17 protein-coding genes are annotated in these 16248 nt (G+C 75.8%); 8 read left to right on the top strand and 9 right to left on the bottom strand.

Features of this window, described 5'->3' with window-relative positions; all coding sequences use genetic code 11:
- Window positions 1-47: 47 nt before the first annotated feature.
- A complete protein-coding gene (gene hemE / locus ACFXGN_RS12735) occupies window positions 48-1163 on the top strand; it encodes a uroporphyrinogen decarboxylase (RefSeq protein WP_384857251.1) in 1116 nt (371 codons plus the stop codon).
- 251 nt (window positions 1164-1414) lie between these two features.
- Here hemE and ACFXGN_RS12730 read toward each other — a convergent pair whose 3' ends face one another.
- Together ACFXGN_RS12730 and ACFXGN_RS12725 are read right to left on the bottom strand one after the other, a co-directional pair.
- Window positions 1415-2788 carry an FAD-dependent oxidoreductase gene (locus ACFXGN_RS12730; RefSeq protein ID WP_384857249.1) on the bottom strand — a complete coding sequence of 458 codons (1374 nt, stop codon included), beginning with the start codon at window positions 2786-2788 and terminating at the stop codon, window positions 1415-1417.
- A gap of 71 nt (window positions 2789-2859) precedes the next feature.
- On the bottom strand, window positions 2860-3873 hold the full coding sequence (locus ACFXGN_RS12725) for a DUF4349 domain-containing protein (RefSeq protein ID WP_384857247.1): 1014 nt from the start codon (window positions 3871-3873) through the stop codon (window positions 2860-2862).
- A gap of 177 nt (window positions 3874-4050) precedes the next feature.
- On the opposite strand from ACFXGN_RS12725, the gene hemG reads away from it, so the two are divergent.
- Together hemG and hemQ are read left to right on the top strand one after the other, a co-directional pair.
- Window positions 4051-5502, top strand: coding sequence for a protoporphyrinogen oxidase (gene hemG / locus ACFXGN_RS12720; protein ID WP_384857244.1), 1452 nt, complete (start codon window positions 4051-4053; stop codon window positions 5500-5502).
- Window positions 5503-5519: 17 nt separating this feature from the next.
- On the top strand, window positions 5520-6233 hold the full coding sequence (hemQ, locus tag ACFXGN_RS12715) for a hydrogen peroxide-dependent heme synthase (protein WP_030322961.1): 714 nt from the start codon (window positions 5520-5522) through the stop codon (window positions 6231-6233).
- A gap of 188 nt (window positions 6234-6421) precedes the next feature.
- Here the strand turns inward: hemQ and ACFXGN_RS12710 are convergent, their stop codons facing one another.
- The 4 genes from ACFXGN_RS12710 to ACFXGN_RS12695 form a co-directional block, all read right to left on the bottom strand.
- The gene (locus ACFXGN_RS12710) at window positions 6422-7429 is read right to left on the bottom strand and encodes a TIGR04222 domain-containing membrane protein (protein WP_384857241.1); all 1008 of its coding nucleotides are present in this window, start codon (window positions 7427-7429) and stop codon (window positions 6422-6424) included.
- A gap of 7 nt (window positions 7430-7436) precedes the next feature.
- Window positions 7437-8987 (bottom strand): DUF692 family multinuclear iron-containing protein, encoded by a 1551-nt coding sequence (locus ACFXGN_RS12705; RefSeq protein ID WP_384857238.1) that lies wholly within the window; start codon window positions 8985-8987, stop codon window positions 7437-7439.
- An 83-nt stretch (window positions 8988-9070) separates the two neighbouring features.
- The gene (locus ACFXGN_RS12700) at window positions 9071-9520 is read right to left on the bottom strand and encodes a hypothetical protein (protein ID WP_384857235.1); all 450 of its coding nucleotides are present in this window, start codon (window positions 9518-9520) and stop codon (window positions 9071-9073) included.
- The gene (locus ACFXGN_RS12695; protein ID WP_384857233.1) at window positions 9510-9992 is read right to left on the bottom strand and encodes a copper-binding protein; all 483 of its coding nucleotides are present in this window, start codon (window positions 9990-9992) and stop codon (window positions 9510-9512) included. Before ACFXGN_RS12695 ends, ACFXGN_RS12700 begins: the two co-directional genes overlap by 11 nt.
- A 268-nt stretch (window positions 9993-10260) precedes the next feature.
- Here ACFXGN_RS12695 and ACFXGN_RS12690 point away from each other — a divergent pair, with 268 nt between their 5' ends.
- On the top strand, window positions 10261-10836 hold the full coding sequence (locus ACFXGN_RS12690) for an RNA polymerase sigma factor (RefSeq protein ID WP_384857230.1): 576 nt from the start codon (window positions 10261-10263) through the stop codon (window positions 10834-10836).
- A gap of 5 nt (window positions 10837-10841) precedes the next feature.
- Window positions 10842-11504: an anti-sigma factor family protein gene (locus tag ACFXGN_RS12685; RefSeq protein WP_384857738.1), complete on the top strand. Its 663-nt coding sequence runs from the start codon at window positions 10842-10844 to the stop codon at window positions 11502-11504.
- A 325-nt stretch (window positions 11505-11829) separates the two neighbouring features.
- Here the strand turns inward: ACFXGN_RS12685 and ACFXGN_RS12680 are convergent, their stop codons facing one another.
- Window positions 11830-12537, bottom strand: coding sequence for a peptidyl-tRNA hydrolase (locus ACFXGN_RS12680; protein ID WP_384857227.1), 708 nt, complete (start codon window positions 12535-12537; stop codon window positions 11830-11832).
- A 70-nt stretch (window positions 12538-12607) separates the two neighbouring features.
- Between ACFXGN_RS12680 and ACFXGN_RS12675 the strand changes: the two genes are divergently transcribed.
- Genes ACFXGN_RS12675 through ACFXGN_RS12665 form a run of 3 tightly spaced genes read left to right on the top strand, consistent with a single transcriptional unit; the run spans window position 12608 to window position 14330 of the window.
- Window positions 12608-12733 (top strand): hypothetical protein, encoded by a 126-nt coding sequence (locus ACFXGN_RS12675; protein ID WP_384857224.1) that lies wholly within the window; start codon window positions 12608-12610, stop codon window positions 12731-12733.
- Entirely contained in the window at window positions 12730-13683 is a 954-nt protein-coding gene (locus tag ACFXGN_RS12670; RefSeq protein ID WP_384857222.1) for an ATP-binding cassette domain-containing protein, read from the top strand. The genes ACFXGN_RS12675 and ACFXGN_RS12670 overlap by 4 nt, the downstream gene beginning before the upstream one ends.
- Window positions 13680-14330 (top strand): ABC transporter, encoded by a 651-nt coding sequence (locus tag ACFXGN_RS12665; RefSeq protein ID WP_384857219.1) that lies wholly within the window; start codon window positions 13680-13682, stop codon window positions 14328-14330. The genes ACFXGN_RS12670 and ACFXGN_RS12665 overlap by 4 nt, the downstream gene beginning before the upstream one ends.
- A 7-nt stretch (window positions 14331-14337) precedes the next feature.
- Here ACFXGN_RS12665 and ACFXGN_RS12660 read toward each other — a convergent pair whose 3' ends face one another.
- A complete protein-coding gene (locus ACFXGN_RS12660; protein ID WP_384857217.1) occupies window positions 14338-15237 on the bottom strand; it encodes a polysaccharide deacetylase family protein in 900 nt (299 codons plus the stop codon).
- A 136-nt stretch (window positions 15238-15373) separates the two neighbouring features.
- Complete coding sequence (locus tag ACFXGN_RS12655; protein ID WP_384857735.1) at window positions 15374-16204, bottom strand: PPK2 family polyphosphate kinase; 831 nt, start codon at window positions 16202-16204, stop codon at window positions 15374-15376.
- Window positions 16205-16248: the final 44 nt, after the last annotated feature.

Below are 16248 nucleotides of genomic sequence, written 5' to 3'. Positions count from 1 at the left end.
ACCCGGCCCGGCCGAGCGGCTTCCCGCCACATGCGAAGATTCGGGGCGTGAGTGCCAACGACCTTTCCCTCGCCCAAGACCCCACCGGTGCCGCCGCCACCCCCGCCGCGGGCCGCCCGACGGACCCGCGGTCGCGGACGCACGACTCCGCGTTCCTCAAGGCGTGCAGGCGGGAGCCCGTGCCGCACACCCCCGTGTGGTTCATGCGGCAGGCCGGGCGCTCCCTCCCCGAGTACCTGAAGGTGCGCGAGGGCATCCCCATGCTCGAATCGTGCATGAGGCCGGAACTCGTCACCGAGATCACCCTCCAGCCCGTCCGCCGCCACAAGGTCGACGCCGCCATCTACTTCAGCGACATCGTCGTCCCCCTCAAGGCCATCGGCCTCGACCTCGACATCAAGCCCGGCGTCGGGCCCGTCGTCGCCGACCCGATCCGCACCCGCGCCGACCTCGACCGGCTCCGAGACCTGACCCCCGAGGACGTCCACTACGTCACCGAGGCCATCGGGATGCTCACCGGGGAACTGGGCGACACCCCGCTCATCGGCTTCGCGGGCGCCCCCTTCACGCTCGCGAGCTACCTCGTCGAGGGCGGCCCGTCGCGCAGCCACGAGCGCACCAAGGCGCTCATGTACGGCGACCCGCAGCTCTGGGCCGATCTGCTCGACCGGCTCGCCGAGATCACCTCCGCCTTCCTCAAGGTCCAGATCGAGGCGGGCGCCTCCGCCGTCCAGCTCTTCGACTCCTGGGTCGGCGCCCTCGCCCCGGCCGACTACCGCCGCTCCGTGATGCCCGCCTCCACGAAGGTCTTCGACGCGGTCGCCGGATACGGCGTCCCCCGCATCCACTTCGGCGTCGGCACCGGCGAACTCCTCGGCCTCATGGGCGAGGCCGGGGCGGACGTCGTCGGCGTCGACTGGCGCGTCCCGCTCGACGAGGCCGCCCGCCGCGTCGGCCCCGGCAAGGCGCTCCAGGGCAATCTGGACCCCGCCGTGCTGTTCGCCCCCGAGCAGGTCGTCCGGGACAAGGCCGACGAGGTCCTCGCCGCCGCGAAGGGACTCGAAGGCCATGTCTTCAACCTCGGCCACGGCGTCATGCCCTCGATGGACCCGGACGCGCTGACCCGTCTCGTCGACCACGTCCACACGCGCACGGCGGTCTGAGCCGCGCCCACCACCACGACGACGGCACGGACCCACGACGGCCGCCGGGGAACCCTCCCCGGCGGCCGTCGCCGTACCCGCACGCGCCGCACCCCGCACGCGCCGACGCGCACGAGCCCAACCCGTACGAGCCGACCCGTGAAGCCGCACCCGGACCGCCGTCCCCGGGGACCCCGCCCCGCCGTCCCCAGAGCCGTATCGCCGCAGCCCCGCCGGGGCCGACGAGGCCGCCCCGCGCCCGTCGCCGTGCCTCAGCCCGCCGCGCGGACCGCCGCCGTCGCCTTGCGGGCCGCGACCAGGACCGGGTCCCAGACCGGTGAGAACGGCGGCGCGTACCCCAGGTCCAGCGCCGTCATCGCCTCCACCGTCATCCCCGCCGTCAACGCGACCGCCGCCACGTCCACCCGCTTCGCCGCGCCCTCACGGCCCACGATCTGCACCCCGAGCAGCCGCCCCGAACGCCGCTCGGCCAGCATCTTCACCGTCATGGGCGCCGCTCCCGGGTAGTACCCCGCCCGGCTCGTCGACTCCACCGTCACCGACACGAACCGCAGCCCCACCGCGCGGGCGTCCTTCTCCCGCAGCCCCGTCCGCGCGATCTCCAGGTCGCACACCTTCGACACGGCGGTGCCCACCACCCCCGGGAACGTCGCGTACTCCCCGCCCACGTTCGTCCCGATCACCTGCCCCTGCTTGTTCGCGTGGGTCCCCAGCGGCACGTGCCGCTCCCGGTTCGCCACCAGGTCCAGCACCTCCACGCAGTCACCGCCCGCCCACACGTCCTCGTGCCCCCGCACCCGCATCGCCAGGTCCGTCAGCAGCCCGCCGTGCGCCCCCAGCGGCAGGCCCGCCTCCCGCGCCAGGGACGTCTCCGGCACCACGCCCATCCCGAGGACCACCACGTCCGCCGGATACTCGGCCGCGTCCGTCGCCACCGCCCGCACCCGCCCGTCCGGGCCGGTCAGGACCTCCGTCACCTCCGCCGACGCCACCGTCACGATCCCCAGACCGTCCATCGCCCGGTGCACCAGCCGCCCCATGTCCGGATCGAGCGTCGCCATCGGCTGCTCACCCCGGTGCAGCACCGTCACCTCGTACCCCCGGTGCAGCAGCGCCTCCGCCATCTCCACCCCGATGTACCCGGCGCCCACCACCACCGCCCGCCGCCCCGGCGACCCCGCCAGCGCGTCCAGCAGCGCCTGCCCGTCCTCCAGGGTCTGCACCCCGTGCACCCCCGGCGCGTCGATGCCCGGCAGCGCCGGACGCCGGGGCCGCGCCCCCGTCGCGATCACCAGCTTGTCGAAACCCGTCCACGACTCCGTACCCGCCGCCAGGTCCCGCGCCAGGACCCGGCGGCCCGCCACGTCGATCGCCGTGACCTCCGTCCGCGTCCGCAGACCGATGCCCCGCGCCCGGTGCTCCTCCGGCGAACGCGCGATCAGCTCCTCCCGCGCGGCCACCTCGCCGCCGACCCAGTACGGAATCCCGCACGCCGAGTACGACGAGAACCGGCCCCGCTCGAAAGCGACGATCTCCAGCTCCTCCGGACCCCTGAGCCTGCGTGCCTGGGACGCGGCGGACATCCCCGCCGCGTCACCCCCGATGACCACCAGTCGTTCCCTCATGCCCCCATTCTCAAGGGCCCGGTCCTCCGCCGGGGCGCTTCAGCCGGTGGAACGCCCCGCGCCCCTCCGGATCACTCGCCGGAGGTCCCGGAGGTCCCGGGGGACTCCGGCGGAGCGGTCGGCACCGGGGCCCCGGCGGCGTTCCGGGGGGCCGTCGGCGGTACGGGGAAGTGGGCGCCCCGCGCCCGGCGGCGCGCGGCCAGGCGCGGGCGGACCAGCCGGCGCCACAGCGGGTACGCCACCAGGGCCACCGCCAGCCACGGGGCCAGCGCCGTGAGCACGATCCCGATCCAGGCGACCGAGCCCGCCAGCGCGTTCCACCCGCCCGCCAGCGCGTCACCGAAGCCCGGACGGCCCGGCTCCTCCTCCGCCGCCTCCTTCGACGTCTCCAGCAGCGTCAGCGTGATCGTCGCCAGCGACGTCCGGTCCTTCAGCGAAGCCCGCTGCGCGAGCAGCGACTCCAGGTCCGCCTGCCGACGGCTCAGCTCGCCCTCCAGCGTCACCACGTCGGCCAGCCGCTCCGCCCGGTCCATCAGCGTCCGCACCCGGGCGACGCTCGCCCGCTGGGTCGCGATCCGGCTCTCGACGTCCACGACCTGCTCGGTCACGTCCTTGGCGTTCGCCTTGCGGGCCAGCAGCTTCCCCGTGCCCGCCAGTTCCCCGAGGACGGAGTCGTACCGCTCCTGCGGTACCCGGAGCACCAGGGTGGACGTCATGTGCCCCTCGTCGATCCGCTCCGTCGTCTCGTTCTCCACGTGCCCGCCCGCGCCCACCGCCACCCGGCGGGCCGTGGCCAGCGACTTCGTCGCGTCGGCGACCTCCACCTCCAGCGAGGCCGTCCGGATGACGTGCTGCTCGGCCGGAACCTTCGCCTTCGCCTCGCCGGACGTCGTCCCCGGCGACCCCTTCCGGGCGGTCGCGTCCCCCGCCGCCCCGCCCTCCTCGTAGCTCCGCGCCGCGCTCAGGTCCGCCTTCTCCGAGGCCCCCTCGGTGGCGCCCGAGCAGCCGGTCACCGCCAGTGCGGCGGTGAGCAGGACGGCCCCCGCCGCCGTACGCGTTCTCGCCGTGGTCCGTGTGCTCTTCATGGGTCCCCCCGGGATCGTGGTGCGTGTCGGTCGTTCGACGTACGCACCCCCGGAACGGGTTGCCGTCCCCGGATCGCGAAGTGGTCACGGTCCGGCCTCGGAACGGAAGCCCCCGGGGACCCCGCCACGGCCCCGCCCCCGGCGAAGGCACCCCGGGCGATTTGAGAGAGTGGTCCCATGAACGCGGACACCACGGGACCCCATGTCGTCGTCGCCGGAGGCGGTATCGCCGGACTCGCGGCCGCCCACCGGCTGGCCGCCGCCGGTCACCGGGTGACCCTCCTCGAAGCGGGCCCCCGGCTCGGCGGCAAGCTGCTCGCCGGGGAGATCGAGGGCGCCCCCGTGGACCTCGGCGCCGAGTCGCTGCTGGCCCGCCGCCCCGAGGCCGTCGAACTGGCCCGCGCGGTCGGCCTCGGCGACCGGCTCCAGGCCCCCGCCACCACCACCGCGTCCGTCTGGTCCCGGGGCGCCCTGGTCCCCATGCCCAAGGGACACGTCATGGGCGTCCCCGGCGACGCCCGCGCCGTCGGGGGACTCCTCTCCGAGGACGGTCTGCGCCGCGTCGCCCTCGACGCCGAGCTGCCGCCGACCGACATCGGCGACGACATCGCCATCGGCGCGTACGTGGCCGCCCGGATGGGCCGCGAGGTCGTCGACCGGCTCGTCGAACCCCTCCTCGGCGGTGTCTACGCCGGAGACGCCTACCGCATCTCGATGCGCGCCGCCGTCCCCGCCCTCTTCGACGCCGCCCGCGCGCACCCCACGCTCACCGACGCCGTCCGCGCCGTCCAGTCGGCCGCCGCCACCGTCCCCGCCGACCCGGCGGGGGCCGCCACCGGACTCGGCGGATCCGTCTTCCTGGGGCTCCGGGGCGGCGTCGGCACCCTGCCCGCCGCCGTCGCCGACGCCGTCCGCGCCGCGGGCGGCGAGATCCTCACCGGCACCCCCGTGACCTCGCTGCGCCGCACCGTCGAAGGCGGCTGGCGGGTCGCGGCCGACGACCGCGTCCTCGACGCCGACGCCGTCGTCCTCGCCACCCCCGCCGGGCCCGCCGCCGCGCTCCTCGCCGACCACGCGCCCGCCGCCGCCACCGAACTGCGGGCCGTCGAGTACGCCTCCATGGCCCTGGTCACCCTCGCCTTCCGGCGCACCGACATGCCCGAGCTGGCCGGTTCCGGCTTCCTCGTGCCGCCCGTCGACGGGCACACCGTCAAGGCCTCCACCTTCTCCTCGCGGAAGTGGCGCTGGGTCGCCGAAGGAGCCCCCGGCCTCTTCGTGCTCCGCACCTCCGTCGGACGCCACGGCGAGGAGCACCAGACCGCACGCGAGGACACCGACCTCGTCGCCGCCTCCCTCAAGGACCTGGCCGCCGCCACCGGCCTCGCCGCCCGGCCCGTCGCCACCACGGTCACCCGCTGGACCGGCGGTCTGCCCCAGTACCCGGTCGGCCATCTCGCCCGGGTCGCCCGGATCCGCGAGGCGGTCGCCGCGCTCCCCGGACTGCGGGTCGCGGGAGCCGCGTACGACGGTGTCGGCATCCCCGCGTGCGTCGCCTCGGCCCACCGCGCGGCCGACGAGATCATCGCCACGTCGAAAAGGACCGACCCCGGTGCGGGGCACTCCCTGTGACGGGCGAGAATAGGCGTATGAGTGCGCCCGAAAAGATCCCGAACGCCGGTAAGAAGGCGAAGGACCTCAACGAGGTCATCCGCTACACCCTGTGGTCCGTCTTCAAGCTGCGCGACGTTCTCCCCGAGGACCGAGGCGGCTACGCCGACGAGGTCCAGGAGCTGTTCGACCAGCTCGCCGCCAAGGACATCACCGTCCGCGGCACGTACGACCTGTCCGGTCTGCGCGCCGACGCCGACGTCATGATCTGGTGGCACGCCGAGACGAGCGACGAGCTCCAGGAGGCGTACAACCTCTTCCGCCGCACCCGCCTGGGCCGCGCCCTGGAGCCGGTCTGGTCGAACATGGCGCTGCACCGCCCCGCCGAGTTCAACAAGTCGCACATCCCGGCCTTCCTGGCCGACGAGAACCCGCGCGACTACGTCTCGGTCTACCCCTTCGTGCGCTCCTACGACTGGTACCTGCTGCCCGACGAGGACCGTCGCCGGATGCTCGCCGACCACGGCAAGATGGCCCGCGGCTACCCGGACGTGCGCGCCAACACGGTCGCCTCCTTCTCGCTCGGCGACTACGAGTGGCTCCTCGCCTTCGAGGCGGACGAGCTGCACCGCATCGTGGACCTGATGCGCCACCTGCGCGCCTCCGAGGCGCGGATGCACGTCCGCGAGGAGGTCCCGTTCTACACCGGCCGTCGCAAGAGCGTCGCCGAGCTGGTGGCGGGCCTGGCCTGACGGCCGTACGAAGACCTGGTGGCGGCCCGGCTCCCGGCCGGGTGCGCCACCCACGACCCGGAAGATCAGACGGCGGGCGGGAACGTTTCGCCCGTCGTTCCAGCGACACCGGGTCCGGCACCGGGTGCGGCGCGCCTCAGCGCGCCGCACCGGCGTCCTTTCCGGGCCCGCACGGCCCGCCCCGCGCCTCAGCCGCCGCACGAGCTGGAGCTGGAACTCCCGCACGAGCTGGAGGAACCGGAGCCCCCGCAGGAGGAACCGCTCCCGCCGCCGCAGCCGGAGCCCCCGCCGGAGCACGCACCGGACGAGCAGGAACCGCCGCCCCCGGAGCAGGAGTTCCCGCCGCCGCACGAGCTGGTCCCCGCGCACCACACGGTCGCGGCCCCGACGCCGCCCCCGGCCCAGGAGGCGTCCCCGGCCGACGTACGGCTCCGGCCGCCGCGCCCCCGGCGCCCGACCGGGCCGTAGAACCGGGCGGCGGCCACGAACAGCTCCCGCACCACCGGGTCCCGCAGGGCTCCGAGGCCGTACAGCGCCACCAGGTGACCGGCGTCCCCGGGACGCGCGTGGTCACGGCCGTACGCGGACACCGCCCGGCGCCCGGCCGGGGTGACCTGCCCGGCGCCGAGCGCCCCGCAGACGACGGCCGCGAGCACGGCGGCGATCAGCGCGGGCGCCACCTTCAGGACGAACGGGAACGAAGGATCCCCGGCGACGAAGTCCATCACGGTGAGGACGAACGCCACCGGGAACAGCGGGAGGGTCCCGAAGCCGACCACCGCGCACCGCCGCAGGACGGACCGCCGGACGGCGGGGGCGACGAGCAGCCCGCGCGCGGCCAGACCGTCGCCGATCTCCTGGACCGCCGGGTGCCGCATCACCGCGAGCCGCAGCTGGTGCAGCGCCCCGTGCGGGGCTTCGGCGTGTGCCTGGAGCACGGCGCGCTCCACCGGGTCGTACGCGAGGGGGCGGAGCACCGACACGATGCCGGGGCCGCCGACCGCCAGCCTGCCGTCGGCCTGGAGCGCCGCGAGGGCGGTGTCGGCGACCCTGGCGGGCCCGCCGTTGAGGAAGGCCGCCTCGTACCGGTCGTGGAGGGGCCCGCCGGACCCGCGACGGGACCGGACGAGCCCGGTGACGACCAGCGCGACGCCGACGGCGGCGGCCAGGTAGAAGAGCGGGACGGCGATGTTCATGGGCGCCTCATCTCCGGGCCAGGGCGTGCCGCGCGGCCCGGACGAGCCGGGTCGCGCGGCCGGGCGGACGACTGTCGGAACGTTCCTGCCACCATGCGGTCAGTTCCCGCCGCGCCTCCTCCCGCTCCGGCCGTCCGGCCATCAGGAGGTGCTCGGCGAAGTTCAGCGCGTCCCGGCGGTAGGTGCCGGTCAGGGGGCGGGACCTGGCGTACGCGAGGAACGCGGGGCGGAATCCGCCGCCCAGGATCCCGGGCAGCTCGGGCGCGACCTTCGCGACGATCCCGGCGCGCTTGGCCGCGAGCGCCCGGCTCTGCACCCCGAGCCTCCGGGTGTCGAAGCCCTCGGGCGCGGGCGTCCCGGCGACGAGCGCGGAGAGCAGCGAGACCTGGGCGACGGCGACCCGCTGCCGGGCGCCGGGAGCGGCGGCGGGGCCGCCGGACGCGGACGGGGTGCTGCCGGTGGGCGCTCCGACGGAGGCTCCGGAGGGCGGGACCTGGCTGTCGGGTGCGGGCGTGGGGGCCGGTCGGGACACGGGCAGGTCGGCCGACCTCGCCGCCGCCCCCGCTTCCGGCTCCGGCCGCGACCCCGCCCCCGGCTCCGGCCCCGTCCCTGCCCCCGGCTCCGGACCGTTCGGCATCGTGCCGCCCGGGGCGTGGGCGTCCGCGCCGATGAGCAGGGGGTGGCGGGCCGGTGCGGGGTGCCGGGAGGCCCGTATCCCGTGACGGTCCGCCGCCCGCGCCCCCGCGACCGTCGCCCTGACGGCGCTCAGTTCGTCGGCGAGTTCCGCCGCCGGAGGGAAGTCGTCGTCCCGTTCGAGCAGGACGCCCGGCGGCGCGACCCGGCTCGCCAGGTCCGCCAGGATGTCGAGGACGGCCTCCGGGACGGGGTGCGCGTGGGTGTCGTGCCAGACGCCGTCCCGCTCCACGCCCCCGGCCACGTGCACGTACGCGAGGGCCTCCCACGGCAGTTCGGCCAGCGCCCGCGCCGGGTCCTCGCCCCGGTTGACGTGGTTGGTGTGAAGATTGGCGACGTCGATCAGGAGCCGCACCCCCGTGCGCTCCACCAGCTCCGCGAGGAACCGGCCCTCCGACATCTCCTCGTCCGGCCAGGAGACGAGCGCCGCGATGTTCTCCAGGGCCAGCGGAACGGGCAGCGCGTCCTGCGCGATCCGCACGTTCTCGCAGAGCACGTCGAGCGCGTCCCGGGTCCGGGGCACCGGCAGCAGATGGCCCGCTTCCAGGCGCGGTGTCGCGGTCAGCGGCCCCCCGGCCCGTACGAACGCGATGTGCTCGGTGACCAGCGGCGCCCCCAGCGCCACCGCCTTCTCGGCCAGCGCCGCGAGGCGCGCCGGGTCGGGCCGGTCGGCGCCGCCGAGCCCCAGCGAGACCCCGTGCGGGACGACCGTGACGCCGCGCCGCCGCAGCCTGGTCAGTGAGTCGGGCAGATGGCCGACGCAGATGTTCTCCGCGACGACCTCCACCCAGTCGATTCCGGACAGTCCCTCGACCGCTTCCGCGATCTCGGGACGCCAGCCCATGCCGATGCCGAGTTCCGTCATGTCCCCCTCCTCCGGGTCCTCAGTCACCCAGGTGATGGCCCCGCGGCGACTGTTCGAATCCCAGGAGGGGGACGTTCAGAGCTTCATTTGAGGTTCCGGCCGGGAGTCCGGGCCGGAGGGGACAGCAGGGCCGGGCGGGGCGTTCGGTGGCCGAGAGTGGTCGCCGCGAGGGCGATCAGGACGGCCGTGCCCGCGGTCTCGACGTACAGCGTCGGCTGTACGAGCTCCGCGTGGAGCGACTCCTCGAACCCGAACAGGCCGGTGGTGAGGCTGAGGACCAGGGCACCCAGGGTGCCCGCGGTGAACAGCGCGGCGACCGCGGCGAGCGGGGCGAGCCCGCGCACCGGGGCGACCAGCAGCGCCACGGCGAGCAGGAGCCCGACGACGCCGTCGACCAGGAACAGCGGCCCGATGGTGGTCAGGTCCCGGTAGCCCTCCTGCCACAGGTACAGGTGGATGACGGCCATCGCGGCGGTGAGACCCGCACCGGCGAGGCGCAGGACGAGCCGCGCGACCGCCCGGTCAGTAGCCATTGCCGGGAGGGGGCGCGGGGGCGTTGACGCGGTCGGTGGGGGCGGGGGCGCCGCCGACGGTGATCTGCGTCTTCATGCCGAGGTCCTTGTGGCCGTCGACGGGGCAGAAGACCTGGTAGGTGCCGGACTTCAGGTTCACGGTGAGCGTCGTGGACCGGCCGGGCTGCAGGATCCCGGTGCGGCTGTTCCCGCCGGGGCCGTCCAGCTCCAGGGCGTGTTCCGTGTGCCCCTTGTTCTCCGCGGTGAAGGTGTACGGGCCGGGGTGGTACGTCTGCGGCGACAACTGGATGTGGAAGTCGGTCAGCACGGCCGTGACCTGGTTCGCGGAGGAGGAGACGGACGTCGCCGGGGGCGGGGCCGTGGGGGCGGCGCCGCCGGTGGTGGTGCCGCCCCCGCAGGCGGCGAGCAGTCCGACGAGGCCGCCGGTGGTCAGACCGAGCAGCACGCGCCGACGGGTGGACGGGATGGTCATGGGTCGGTCCTCCGGTCGTTTCCCCCTGCCAGGGATACGGGCTGACCCGGCCGGGGGATTGCGGTGGGGGGCGGGGGTTCGGGCGATCGGGCTCGGGGTCGGGGTCGGGGTCGGGATTCCGGGCGTCCGGGCCGAGGGCCGCGTCTCCCGGACCGCCGGACCGCCGGACCGCCGGACCGCCGGACCGCCGGGAGGCCGGGCTCGGGGGAGGAGAGGGGAGGAGAATGGGCGGGGCAATCCCTTCCGGGCCGCGGACCGTATCCCTGGCATGTGGCGCATGGGGCTTTCTCCCGGGCGGGTGTCCGACGAGGCACTGCTCACCGGCCTGACGACGGGCGATCCCGCGCTCGCCGTCGCGTTCGTGCGCCGCTTCCAGGGCCCGGTCTTCGGCGTGGCGCTCGCGGTCCTCGGGGACGCGCAGCTCGCCGAGGACATCGCCCAGCAGACCTTCGAACGGGCCTGGCGGCACGCGCAGGTGTACGACTCCCGGCGCGGCTCCGTACGGACCTGGCTGACGGTCATCGCGCACAACCTGGCGGTCGACGCGGCACGGGCCCGGCGGGCCCGGCCGTTCGCCCCCGAGGACCTGGACGCGCTGCTCGGCGCGGTGACCGAGACGCCCGAGCGGCGGGCCCTCGCCGACGACAGCGCGGAGCGGGTCCGGCGGGCCCTCGCGGAGCTGCCGAGGGAGCAGGCGCGGGCCCTGGTGATGGCCGGGATCTACGGGATGACCGCGCGGGAGGTCGCGGCGGCCGAGGACGTGCCGCTGGGCACGGCGAAGACCCGCATCCGGACGGGGACGCTCAAGGTCCGGGCGCTGCTCGACACGGTGGAGGGGCGGTGAACGGCATGGAGTGCGAGCGGCTGCGGGAGCTGGACGCCGAGCTGGCGCTCGGGGTCCTCCCGGCCCGCGAACGGGCCGAGGCGCTGGCCCATCTGGACCGCTGCCCGGACTGCCGTGAGCACGTCGAACGGCTGACGGCGGCCGGTGACGGGCTGCTCGCGCTGCTGCCGGACGCGGAACCCCCGGTCGGTTTCGAGAGCCGGGCGGTACGGGCGATGGGCGCGGCGCCCGCGCCGAAGCACGGCAGGTACCGGCTGAGGCTCGCGGCGGCCGGTACCGCGGCGGCCCTGGCCTGCGGGTTCGGCGGATGGGCGGTCGGCACGGTGGTCGAGGGCGCGCCCCCGGCGGTCTCGCAGCAGGCGGCCGGGGCCCTGCGGGAGGCGTCGCTGGTCGCCGACGGCCGGACGGTGGGCCGGGTCTTCGCCCACGGCGGGGACGGCGGCTGGGTGTACATGTCGGTCGACCTCGGCGGCTCCGCCCGGGGCCCGGTGCGCTGCCTCCTGGTGCGCGCCGACGGATCGACGGTCCCGGTGGGGACGTTCTCCCTCAAGGACGGTTACGGCGCCTGGGGCGCCCCGGCGCCCACCGACCCCACGACGGCGACCGGCGCCCGCCTGGTCTCCCCGACCGGCACGGTCCTGGCGACGGCTTCGTTCCCGGTGGGGTAGGCGGGGCAGGCGGGGTGGCCGGGAGCTGGTCGGCGGGGTGCCGCCGGGCGGCCGGTCGGGTCCTTCGGGAGCCTGTCGTCAGCGGGTCAGCGGGTCAGCGGGTCAGCGGGTCAGCGGGTCAACCGAGCCATCGGGAGGCGGGCCCGTCGTTCAGTCCCGCAGGCCCGTGCGGCCGGTCCCGCAGGCCCGTGCGGCGCTCGCGGGCCCGGCGGCTCGGGGGCGTTCGGCCCCGTACCCCCGCCCGTCCTCGGCGCGCCGAAGACCGGTCCTCCCGGACCGGACCGGCCGGGGTGCGCCCTTCCGGCCGGGGTCGCCCCGGCCGGACCTACGGCAGGTCGAGCCGCAGCCGGGGAGCGAAACGGGCGCTGCCCTCGGAGACGACCGTCTCGCCCGGGGCGATCTCCGTGAAACCCGCGTCCCGGACCACCGGAAGGCCGCTCGCGACCAGCGCCGCCCACCGGTCGGCCGGGGCCGTCCGCACGGCCAGCGGGAAGCCCTCGGCGCGCCAGGCCACGCGGTCCGCGTCCGGCATCGCCCACCACAGGAGCTGCGCCCCGTGGCCCGCCTGGGCCATCGACTTGCCCGCCGTCATGTCCAGCTCCGGGTTGAACCAGAGCGTCACCGCCCCGTCCGGCACCGGGCCCGGCTCGGCCGGGTCGTCGAGGTGGGTGCCCGAGACCTGGAGGCGGGCGAGGTCCTTGGGCCAGCCGTCGAGCGGGACCGGCGGGAAGACCCGTACCTCCGCCTCCTTCCCGGTGACGGTGATCCCCGGGAGCGTCCCGGCGCGCCGCCACTCCGCGCCCCGCGCCCGGCGCACCACCTTGCGGATGCGGGCGTCCTCCCAGTCCGCGACCGCCCGCGCCCACTCGCCGTCGCCGAGGGAACGCTCGTCGGTGAGGATCTCCAGGACGGCGCGCGCGGCCGTCTCCAGGGCATCGGTACGGGACGGGGGCGCGTCCCGTTCGATCCTCACCACCAGGGGGAGGACGAACTGGGGCTTTTCGTCGCGGAGGTCGGTGTCGTCGCTGCTCACCCGGCAAGTCTGCCACTGCCGGGACGGGGGACCGTTGTGGGAACCGGAGCTTCCGGGACAGGATGCCCGTATGCAGAGCGACCTTCTCGTCGGCGGACGCTCCGCCGGGACGTCCGGCTTCCCCGGGACGGCCCTCCGGGACGGCTTCGTGGCCGTCCGGCCGAGCGGGCCGACCTCCCGGAAGGCGTCGGGTTGAGGCTGGAGCGGGTCGGACGCAGGCACGGCCCGCGGGGGCCCTGGGTCCTCCGCGAGGTCGTCCTCGATCTGCCCGCCGCCGCCCTCGTCCGGGTGGTCGGCGCCAACGGCACCGGCAAGTCCACGCTGCTCCGGCTGCTCGCGGGGATCGACGCGCCGACCGAGGGCCGGATCGCGGGGCGGCCGGTCCTGACCGCGTACGTCCCCGAGCGCTTCCCGGCCGCGCTGCCGTTCACGGCCGTCGAGTACCTGGTCCACCTCGGCAGGCTCCAGGGGCTCGGCCGGGCCGCCGCGCGGGCCGGTGCGGGGGAGTGGCTGGAGCGCTTCGGGGCCGCCGGGCACGCCCGCACCCCGATGGCGGAGCTGTCCAAGGGCACCGGTCAGAAGGTCGCCGTGGCCCAGGCGCTGCTGGCCGGGCCGGGACTGCTGGTCCTCGACGAGGCCTGGACGGGCCTCGACGCGGGGGCCCGCACCGTGCTGGACACGGCGGTGCGCGAGCGCCGGGCGGCGGGTGCGACGGTCGTCTTCGTCGACCACGACCCGCGCCGCCTCGCGGGGGAGGCGGACGCGGTGTTCGAGGTGGCGGCGGGGCGGGTGGCGGCGCGGCCCCGGGGTGGCCCCGCGGCGCCGGATCCGGGGGTACGGGCGCCGGGCCGGGTGCGGATCGTCGCCTCCGGCGGCCTCCGCCCGCTGCCGGGGGACCTGCCCGGGGCGCCGCTCGTCCTGCCGGGCCCCGGCGCGACCACGGTCCTCACGGTGGCCGCGTCCCACTCCGACACGCTCCTCGGGGCGCTGCTCGCGTCCTCGTGGCACATCGAACGACTGGAGGAGGCGGTGACGGCGGAGACGGACGTACCGGAGACGACGGGTGTCTCCGGCACCACGGGTACCACGGACACCCCGGCCGCCCCCGGAACCACGGCCCCCACGGCGGGACGGCGGCGGACATGACCGCTCTGCTGCGGTACCAGTCGGGTCTGCTGCTGCGGTCGCAGCGCTGGCTCGCGCCGCTGCTGCTGTACGCGGCCTGTCTCGGCGTCGGCGTCCCCTTCGGGGAGCCGGTGCTCGGCTCGCTCGGTCTCGCCGCCGCCGCTCTGCTGCCGGTGACGGCCTGGTCCGTACGGATCTGCGTCACCCAGGAGCCGCCCGCCGCGCGGGGCGTGGTGGCCGCCGTCGCGGGCCGGGGGCGGGCGCACCTCGGGGCGCTGGTCACCGGCGCGCTCTGGCCGGTGCTGGTCGGGGCCGTCGCGGTGCTGGTGGTGACCGTGACCGGGGACCGGCGCGGGGTGGGGACGGCCGCCGCCGCCCTCACCGGGCTCCTCGCGGTGCTGGCCTGCGCGGGGACCGGCGCCGCCGTCGGCGCGCTGTCCTCACGGCCGTTCCTGCCCGCGCCGGGCTGGTCGCTCGGGGCGCTCGTGCTGGGTTCGCTGCTGGCCCTGGTGACGACCGGTTCCCCGGCGAAGCACGCGGTGACGGCGCTGGTCACCGGGGCGCGGACGGCGACGGCCGACCCGCCGTGGCTCGCGTGCGGGGGCGCGTTGCTGCTCGCGGCGGTGGTGGCGGCGCTGTCCCGCGCGGCCACCGCCCGGCTGGAGTGAGCCGGGGTCAGCGGCTCATCAGTTCCGACACCTTGACGAAGCGGTAGCCGCGCGCGCGGAGTTCGGGGACGATCCGGCGGATCGCGGTCTCGGTGACGGGGGCGGCGCTGCGGGTGCAGTGCATGACCACGAGGGAGCCGGGCTTCACGCCGTCGAGGACCTGGTCGGCGACGGCGTCCGCGTTCTCGGCGAAGGCGTCGCCGCTGACGACGTCCCACTGGACGGCGGTCATGCCGGTGGGGGCGAGGGCGCGCCGGGCGGCGTCGTCGTAGCAGCCGCCGGGGAAGCGGAAGTACGGGACGAGGTTGACGGCCCCGGCGTTCCGGAAGGCGTCGGAGGCGCGGCGCACGTCGGCGGCCATGTCGGGTCCGGCGACGGTCGGCAGGCCGTAGCAGGGGGACGCGAAGGCGTAGTGGCTGTAGGAGTGGTTGGCGATCTCGAAGCGGGGGTCGCCGCCGATGGCCCTGGCCTGGTCGGGGTACTCCTCCGCCCAGCGGCCGGTCATGAACACGGTGGAGTCGACCTTGAGGCGGCGCAGGGTCGAGATGAGCTGCGGATTGTCGAAGTGCTCGCCCCGGGCGGCCCGGGGGCCCTGGTCGGCGGTCATGTCGGCGTCGAAGGTGAGGGCGACGACCTTCTCGGTGCTTTTGGCCCGGTGGGTGTAGACGGGTGTGAGGCCGCCGGGGGCGGGGGCCAGGGTGGGCGGGGCGGTACGGGCGGGCACCGGCTTGGAGCCCGCCGCCGAGGCGGCCTCGGGCGAGGCGTTCCCGGTGCCGTTCGGGCCGGTGGTGGCCGTCGTCCGTGCGGCCGGGTGCCCGCCCGGGTCCCCGCCCGTGCCGCCGCCGCAGCCGACGAGAACGGCGCCCAGAACCCCGAGCGCCGCCAGGTTTCGTACAGAAATGTTCACGTCCGGAAGTTAACTGATCGAAAACGTCGGCGCGCGCGACGCGACAGCGGGGAGGCCGGAGTCCACGCGTCGAGCCGACGGAGTCCGCGCGTCGGGCCGACGGAGTCCACGCGTCGGGTCGGCGGACCGCCGCCGTTCACGTGGCCAGCAGGCGTTCCCGGCACTCCGCCACGTCGAAGTCTCCCGGCGGGTAGGCGGGGTCCAGGGACTCCAGGTGTTCGAGCAGCAGGGTGCTGATCGCCCAGTTCCGGTACCACTTGCGGTCGGCCGGGACCAGGTACCAGGGGGCGTCCTCGGTCGTGCAGCGTTCGAGGGCGAGTTCGTACGCCTCCCGGTACGCGGGCCACAGGGCCCGCTCCGCGATGTCGCCGATGTCGAACTTCCAGTGCTTCTCGGGGTTGTCCAGGCGTTCAAGGAGGCGCTCGCGCTGTTCCTCGTACGAGAGGTGGAGGAAGACCTTGACGACCGTCACGCCCTCCTCCGCGAGGGCCTTCTCGAAGCGGTTGATCTGCCCGTAGCGGCGGCCGATCCGCTTGCGCGGGACCAGCTCCCGCACCCGGGCGATCAGCACGTCCTCGTAGTGCGAGCGGTCGAAGATGCCGATCTCGCCCGCCCGGGGGAGCGCCCGCGCGATCCGCCAGAGGAACGGATGGCTCAGCTCCTCCGGGGTCGGTGACTTGAACGCCCGGATGCGGCAGCCCGAGGGGTTGAAGAGACCGATGACGTGCTTGACCGTGCCGCCCTTGCCGCTGGTGTCCATGCCCTGGAGGACGAGCAGCACCCGGCGCGGGTCGCCCGCCGTGCTCGCCGCGTACAGCCGTTCCTGGAGGTCGGCGAGGCGGGGCCCGAGGGCGGCGGTGGCGGCGAGCCCCGCGGCCTTGCCGGCGGGTCCGCCGGGGGTCGCGGCGGCGTCGTACGCGGTGAGGTCGATCCGCTCGCCCTCGGGGACGCGCAGCAGCTCCCGCAGGGGGGCGACCCGCCGGCCCTCCGTCCCCCTCCCGGAGCGGCCTT

It is taken from the genome of Streptomyces sp. NPDC059247 (assembly GCF_042754005.1).
GTDB lineage: Bacteria > Actinomycetota > Actinomycetes > Streptomycetales > Streptomycetaceae > Streptomyces.
This window is presented reverse-complemented; position numbering and strand designations above follow the sequence as displayed.